Genomic DNA, 7,059 nt, shown 5'->3' on the forward strand with positions numbered 1-7,059 from the left:
TGAAGCGTCAAAAATCTCAAAGTAATTTCGCTAAAGACAGGCTAGAGGATGTAGAAACCTCTAGCTCAAGCGAAGCTAGCTAGAGGTAGTTCATAAATTGGTGGGATTAATATCGGGAACACACCACGAAAAAACAAATCAGTACCTTCCCCAAAATGCCCAATTGGCGAAGGTATTGATTATTGAATAGTTTCTGTAGTCAGAAACCATCACTTATCGTTCCGCACGCGGAGAGTTCCAGTTGTTGGAATAATTATTAGGTGCAAACGTGTAACCGTAGAATGTGGGACTTATTCCTGTTACTGGATTGGGAACCCAAACTGAGAAAAAGTTTTGTACAGAACCGCAATATTGGGTATAGGTAACGTATGGGATTGTAAAGTTAGGGGTGGTTCCAATACAAAAAGGATGGTTTCCTTGCCACTTATTAGCTGAATCACTAGTGGCATAAAGGTAGTAGCGAGTGTTAGTGAGTGAGTTAGTAACTTGTATGCACGAGCCAGGTGTTTGAGATAATCGGTATAAACCTTGGGTAGTCCAAAAATAACCGTTGTAGTAGGCGACTGTGACATTAAGATTTTCACTTGATTCGTTGCAGACATAAAAACCTGAGGGTGATGTTTGGGCATTTAAATTTTTATGTAGTACGTTTTCAGTATCCAAATTAAATTATCAAAATTATTACCGTTCAATTTGTAATCAGGGTTATTTCATTCTCAATACAGCACTTCCCGGTGTTATAAGGTACAATAACAACCCAAGACATCTACACTCCACTATCTAGAATTCTGGGATGTTTCAGTTCCAGAGTGATTCATACCACCATTATGCAACGCCCTTGTTTTTTCCCTAAGAGGAGGATTGAGTCTCTGAAGCGCACTATTGATACAATTGTTCACATTATATGAGTTAGAAGGAACCCGTCTATAAGGGTCAAACTCTACGTAATACGATGACTTACTACATTCATTCAACAAGTTCAAGTTAAGGATGTCCTGTGCTGATGACTGGGATCTTTCTGATGACTGGTATCTTATAATCAAAATCCCTGTTATAGGATTGGGATGCTGAAAATTGCTTTCTTTAGGAGGCAGCAAAAAGTTAGGTGTGGTAGGACAATCCGGCGGTACTGCTGTAGCTCCTGTGAACTTACTCAAGTCTGAGCAAGGCTCTTTGGATTCATTACACCCTACAGTCAAGAACATAGTTGATAAGACTATTAGTAATACTGATGGCACAATATTAAAATAAAATTTTTTATTCATCGGTAGTAGAATATTGAAGGATTCGACTTTGGATAACCTGGTACTAATGGCTAAAAAGAAACTCGGCTAATTTTCCATATACATACATCCATCCGAATTTTTTATTAAAACTAGCTTACCAAGAATTCTAGATTAATTTCAATACTTCTCAATTACTGATAATGGGCAAAATTAATGCCAAGAATTAGTCTAATATCAGGTTTGTAAATGTAAAAATATCGGGAAATATGGCGATCGCTACCTCTGAGTCAATCCCCAATTCAGTCGAACTCCACACCCGCCCGATGTGCTGATGGCAGGTAAACTCAGTAAAAGTATAATTCGCTTGGAGAGGGAGTATAGAGTAACGCCCAACCATTATTAGGAGTAAAACCTATATTTAATAAGTAGTTCTTCCACATGGCTAAATTTCAAGCTTGGTTTTCTCCTCGGACGTTCCAAAAATGTCAAGCTTTTGCAGTTCAACAAACTGGGTGGACCCATAGCAGACGTACCACTAATTGATGGCACAAAAAAAGAGCAACTAGTAGAGCTAGTTAGTGAAATTATCGACGATAGTCAAAAAGCTAAAGCATGGGTGGACAGAACATTTCCAGATTTTGAGCTAGTATCTAAGTCAGTACTAAAAAATGCAGATAAAGATGATCTCAATCAAGATATTAGCTTAGTCAAGGAAGCGGCTGAAGGTTTAAAAGAAAATCAATACATCCGAGACAATAAATGTTTTCGAGAAATCTTAATCAAATCTCTTAGCGAAATCAGCGGTCAACTTAAGGACACGCAGACTAGTTATTCTAGCCCAGCAGCTTTATATCCACACCATCTTATCTCCCTACAGAAAGAACTTAATGTTCGCGTTAAAGCCTTGGCACTTATAGACCATGAGGAACATTTTTGGCCAGAAGAAACAGGTAGAACTATAGGAGACTCTGCCCAGGAAGAAAGTATTAGAGTAGAATGGCACTAAGAAAAGCCCAAAGGCTTACTAACTAAGCAGTCTGTAATTGTTTGCGTAACTCATGCCGTGGCTTGGTCATTAAAGGGTAAGCTCATGACACTAAAAGTAAAACATTTCCAAAAAATCGCAATATTTGATACCACATCAGTAGTTGCCGAAGATCTACTTTCTCTTGACTTGTCAAAGCTTGCTAAAAAAGTTATAGAATGGGGAAAAATAGCTACCAATAATGGTGCAGATTCTTGCTATGTGCGTTTATATGATGCGAACAAAGAAACTATAGATATAATTTTGGAGAATTTGCCTTATAAGGAATTACCAATCATACTACCATTTTCTCTTAATCATGAATCTTCTTTGGTTAGTGCTTTTCATTTTAGAGAGAATGACAAAATTAAAATTCATCAAACGAAAAACCGTAATGTGCTGTTTGGCAAGTCATGCCACTCGTTGAAATCTATAAAAGAAGCGCAACAGTGCGGAATAGACTATGTATTTTTTTCACCGATTTTTGAGACACAAACTCATCCAGAAGCAAAAGGAATTGGTCTAAGTATGCTTCGGAAGGCTTGTGAATCAACGCAAATCAAGGTTTTTGCCCTCGGAGGAATCAACGAAAATAATTATAGGCAATGTCTTGATGTAGGTGCATCTGGTGTTGCGGCAATTAGTATGTTCACAAAGTCCAGCCCTTTCAACGCGAACAAATGAACTAGTAATTCAATAGCTGAAAGCCTTTCCCAGCATCACCCGCACTCTTAGCATGGAGTGTCTTTAATAAAGAATCCAAACTTAACCGGCATCAAACGAATGCTTTAATAGACATCTCCGAAAAAGAATAAAAATGTGGTAAAAGAATATAAATGGGTATTTGTAACCAAAACGAGTATGAGCAGTATATTTGAGCATATCCAAAATAATCCTCATGAATCGCAGCGTTTATTAGGACTGAAGTATGAGCAGTTACAGTAACACTACTATTTTTTAGCGATGGCTACGCCCGCCGTACCCTTCTCCTGTCGGAGACGCTACGCGAACGGGAAGCAAGCTACGCATAGCGTCTCGTAGAGAAGGCATCGCAGAACTTTTGTTAATTTTTTTCAACTAAGAGATAATGATTACTCCAGGAATAATTGATCTTACATATTTTAAAGACTTAATAGGAAAAGATAATCCAGTCATTCTTGATATTGGGTGCAATGACGGCAGTCACACGATGAAATTTTTAGAACTCTTTAATGAGGCTAAAGTATATTCTTTTGAGCCTGATTCTAGGGCAATAGAACGCTATAGAAATAAAGTAAAAGATAAGAGAGCAAAATTATTTGACATTGCAATTTCTGATATTGATGGCACTACTGAATTTTATGTCAGTGGGACAAATCCTGACTCAGATTTGCCAGAAAGCCCCCCTGAAAATTCAGAAGATTTGCTGGAAAAAGTACCTGAAGGTTGGGAAGGTTTGCGAGAGAAGCTCTCTCAAGGTTGGGATGAATCAGGTTCTATAAGAAAACCTAAGCTACATCTTCAGGTTTATCCCTGGTGTACATTCAATGAGAAAATAGAAGTTAAGACGAAGAAGCTCGATACATGGTGTCAAGAAGAAGAAATTCAATTCATAGATCTTATTTGGGCGGATGTTCAAGGGGCTGAAATAAATCTGATAAAAGGTGGAAGTACAGCACTAAAGCATACTCACTATTTTTACACCGAATATAGTGATCTTGAACTATATGAAGGACAAATCAATTTAAAAGAGCTATTGGAATTACTACCTGATTTTGAACTTCTTTATAGATACTCGGATAATGTTTTACTGAAAAACAAACGAAAGGGTCAGAACTGAATGGCACTAAGAAAAGCTATAAGCTATACGAGGTAAGGATTTCAACTTTTAATCAATGAATAGTGAGTGGGCAAGTCGAGCGATCGCCCCGGTAGAAGTGAAGCACGGGTTCGCTTTCCGTCGCCCGAAAGCTTATCCCTTAATTACCAAACCCCGGCATAAATTACGCAAGCAATTGCAAAGCGCTTAACCACAAGTGTTTCAGCTTTTCTTAGTGCCATTCAGCATAGAGCTTAAATTTAAATTTGAGGACTGCCTTTTTGATAGCAAAAAGAAACACCTCCCGACATTCTCGACGATTCAAGTAAAATTCGCGGTTATTGCAACGGGTGGTGATGTGATAGCAATACCCTGGTTGTATTTGACGAGGCTGACGAGGCATTAGTATTTGTCTGATTAGAAGCAGCGATGCCCAACTCTTAGAGACGCTGCGCGTAGCTTGCTTCCACGAAGTGGTACGGCACAGGTGTTACCCGTAGCTCTGTCGAAGGGATCAGGGTAACACCTGCGGCGGGAAACTACGCTTGTGTAGAGCATAACCGATGCCCTGAGAGCTTTTTCATACCAAGATTCTTAGAGGATAAATAGCGATCGCTCTCATCAATTTAAATTCGGCTCATCTTTACCAATTCCTAATTCTCGCAACTTGCCTTTAACATCTTCCCATTTCTGACCACAGTAATAGTATTGTTGCTCTAGTAAGTCTGCCAAATAGTATCCTATCCTTCCACCATTAACTCGTCCTGACTCAACGCCCTTCCCCGCAGCTTAATACTTGCCTTGACGCTGGTAATATCCACAGGTGATATCAACTCTAACCGCAGCCCTTCTGTCTTTAGAAAGGTTTTTAGCGGAAATTCTATCTACACATTTGACATATTAATGACACAACTAAGACATAGATGTAAATAAAATCTTAAAAAAATAAGAACTGTTAGTTAATGAATTAATCTAGTTAAATTCATCACAATTAAGTCAAAAAAATAACTGGCTTAATTGTCAAGAGTTAAGTAAAAGGAAAAGATTCATGAACAAGATTATTGCAGGAATAGTGGCAATACCTCTGTTGGTTGCCTCCATGCCAAAACAGGCATCAGCACTCTCAGTAGTCAACCCAGATGTTCAAAAACCACAAGTAGGAACATTACTTGCTCGGCGTTCCCAGCGTCGTCGGTGGATAGCTGGGCATTGGATAACAAGAAATCACCACCGCGTATGGGTTAAGGGTCATTATCAGTATTACTAACCACGAACTAAGCGTGAGATTTAGGTATTTTTGGTGCTAAATCTCAAAATCCTCTTAGTAGTTCGCCTTGAGTGAACTTGTATTTATTGGGGAAAGGGAGAAAACACTTTCCCTTTAACCTTTTATCAAAAAGATGGGTCTAAAACCCTGTCCTTCTAGGACGGCTTTAAGTTTTGTGGCGGGGTATAAATCCCCGTTACAAAACTGTACTTCCGACTTCCGACTTCTTTAAATACACCCCAATCCGAAAAAGCGCATTTTGGGGTTGGCAAACCAGTAGGGCGATGCCTACGGCGGAACGAAAGGCGACCATCGCAGTTTTTCTTTCTTGACTTTGCTCTCTTACTACGGATGAGCAGTAGAAAAAATACTTGCATATTCGTAGTATTATCAGCATGATTCTTGATATCAATTTTTATACAACGATAAAAAAATTGGAGTATTCTGAATGTCTACATTTACCGTCACTAATACTAATAACAGTGGTCTAGGTTCACTACGGCAGTCCGTTTTAGATGCCAATGCCCAAAGAGGAAAAGACATTATCAATTTTGGTGGACTATTTACTGATGGGCTGGCTCATACCATCAACCTGACTGGTAGTAGTCTGAGTATCACAGATAACCTGACCATTCAAGGCACAAATCCCAGCAAACTAACAATTAAGGATGATAGTCCTGACCGTGTTTTTGATATTGGCAAAGGTGCAACATCTGCAATCAATCGGCTGACTATTACCAATACATACGATGGTGCAAATGGAGGCGGTGCTATCTCCAATGAAGGCGTCCTTACACTGAGCGACAGCATCATCAAGGGCAACACTGTAAGCGGTCAGATAAGTACCGATGTACCAGTAGAAGGAGTTCAATCACTTGCCGACGATAACAGCGAGGGCGGCGGCATTTTCAACACTGGCAGTCTCACAGTGAACCACAGCACCATCACTGACAACAGAGCATACCAGGGCGGCGGCATTTTCAATACTGGCAGACTGAGCGTGAACTACAGCGCCGTCACTGACAACAGAGCAGGCAACGACGGCGGCGGCATTTTCACCAATGGTAATCCATATTTATCTGATAAATCATCAATCACTACCGTGAGTTATAGCACCATTAGTGGCAATCAGGCTGGCATCAATGGTGGCGGCATTGAAGATGCTTTTTCCTACCGAGTGGTGATGGACAACAGCACTATTACGTCCAATAAAGCTGGCATGGATGGTGGCGGCATTGAAGATGCTTCTTTCTTCGTAGTGATAGATCCTGTTCCAGTGGTGGACAACGGCACTATTAAACTTTACGGCGGTGGGATTCACACATTCAACACCAATCCATACACAGAGTACAATAGCAGGATCTATAATAACTCTCCTGATAATGTTGTAAGCAATAATAATATAACTACGCCTTAAGTGAATTAAAAACGCCCAAGCTTGGATCGACTTTGGGCAAATACTTCTCGACCATGTGCGGGTTGCGGTCGAAAAACATCTCCGCCTGAGCTTCCATTAACTCCTGTTTATTAGTCTCAATCCTTATTTGAGCAAGGTTTTCAAGATTTTCTAATTCCTGGTTTGCCTCCAGTTCGAGACGCTTTATCTCAAGCTGCCTATCTAGCTGTAACTGTGGTTCAATTTCTTCTTGTTCATAGAACCTCGCGGGATGTGGGAAACTCAGCGGCTTTAGAGAAAGAGAGGGAAACGGCTCGTGCGGTTTTAACCGCAGTCAGTATTAATTGC

General features: G+C 40.0%; 10 protein-coding genes. 7 read left to right on the forward strand and 3 right to left on the reverse strand.

Translation table 11 applies throughout. The features are described 5' to 3' along the window. Nucleotides 1-213 precede the first annotated feature (213 nt). The gene (locus ACYTXL_RS13595) at nucleotides 214-663 is read right to left on the reverse strand and encodes a DUF1036 domain-containing protein (protein ID WP_461925215.1); all 450 of its coding nucleotides are present in this window, start codon (nucleotides 661-663) and stop codon (nucleotides 214-216) included. 411 nt (nucleotides 664-1,074) lie between these two features. Between ACYTXL_RS13595 and ACYTXL_RS13600 the strand changes: the two genes are divergently transcribed. After that, nucleotides 1,075-1,251, forward strand: a complete 177-nt coding sequence (locus ACYTXL_RS13600) for a hypothetical protein (RefSeq protein WP_461925216.1) — start codon at nucleotides 1,075-1,077, stop codon at nucleotides 1,249-1,251. 198 nt (nucleotides 1,252-1,449) lie between these two features. On the opposite strand, the gene ACYTXL_RS13605 is transcribed toward ACYTXL_RS13600, so the two are convergent. Beyond that, complete coding sequence (locus ACYTXL_RS13605) at nucleotides 1,450-1,623, reverse strand: hypothetical protein (protein WP_461925217.1); 174 nt, start codon at nucleotides 1,621-1,623, stop codon at nucleotides 1,450-1,452. Nucleotides 1,624-1,719: 96 nt separating this feature from the next. On the opposite strand from ACYTXL_RS13605, the gene ACYTXL_RS13610 reads away from it, so the two are divergent. From ACYTXL_RS13610 to ACYTXL_RS13625, 4 genes are all read left to right on the forward strand, one after another. After that, nucleotides 1,720-2,232, forward strand: coding sequence for a hypothetical protein (locus ACYTXL_RS13610; RefSeq protein ID WP_461925218.1), 513 nt, complete (start codon nucleotides 1,720-1,722; stop codon nucleotides 2,230-2,232). Nucleotides 2,233-2,316: 84 nt separating this feature from the next. After that, a complete protein-coding gene (locus tag ACYTXL_RS13615; protein ID WP_461925219.1) occupies nucleotides 2,317-2,934 on the forward strand; it encodes a thiamine phosphate synthase in 618 nt (205 codons plus the stop codon). Between the two features lie 403 nt (nucleotides 2,935-3,337). Further along, nucleotides 3,338-4,069 (forward strand): FkbM family methyltransferase, encoded by a 732-nt coding sequence (locus tag ACYTXL_RS13620; RefSeq protein WP_461925220.1) that lies wholly within the window; start codon nucleotides 3,338-3,340, stop codon nucleotides 4,067-4,069. 55 nt (nucleotides 4,070-4,124) lie between these two features. After that, nucleotides 4,125-4,259, forward strand: a complete 135-nt coding sequence (locus ACYTXL_RS13625) for a hypothetical protein (RefSeq protein WP_461925221.1) — start codon at nucleotides 4,125-4,127, stop codon at nucleotides 4,257-4,259. 21 nt (nucleotides 4,260-4,280) lie between these two features. Here ACYTXL_RS13625 and ACYTXL_RS13630 read toward each other — a convergent pair whose 3' ends face one another. After that, complete coding sequence (locus tag ACYTXL_RS13630) at nucleotides 4,281-4,451, reverse strand: transposase (RefSeq protein ID WP_461925222.1); 171 nt, start codon at nucleotides 4,449-4,451, stop codon at nucleotides 4,281-4,283. Between the two features lie 645 nt (nucleotides 4,452-5,096). On the opposite strand from ACYTXL_RS13630, the gene ACYTXL_RS13635 reads away from it, so the two are divergent. Both ACYTXL_RS13635 and ACYTXL_RS13640 read left to right on the forward strand, forming a co-directional pair. Beyond that, nucleotides 5,097-5,315, forward strand: a complete 219-nt coding sequence (locus tag ACYTXL_RS13635) for a hypothetical protein (protein ID WP_461925223.1) — start codon at nucleotides 5,097-5,099, stop codon at nucleotides 5,313-5,315. Between the two features lie 448 nt (nucleotides 5,316-5,763). Next, nucleotides 5,764-6,732, forward strand: a complete 969-nt coding sequence (locus tag ACYTXL_RS13640) for a hypothetical protein (protein ID WP_461925224.1) — start codon at nucleotides 5,764-5,766, stop codon at nucleotides 6,730-6,732. Nucleotides 6,733-7,059 lie beyond the last annotated feature (327 nt).

It is taken from the genome of Nostoc sp. (assembly GCF_054880495.1).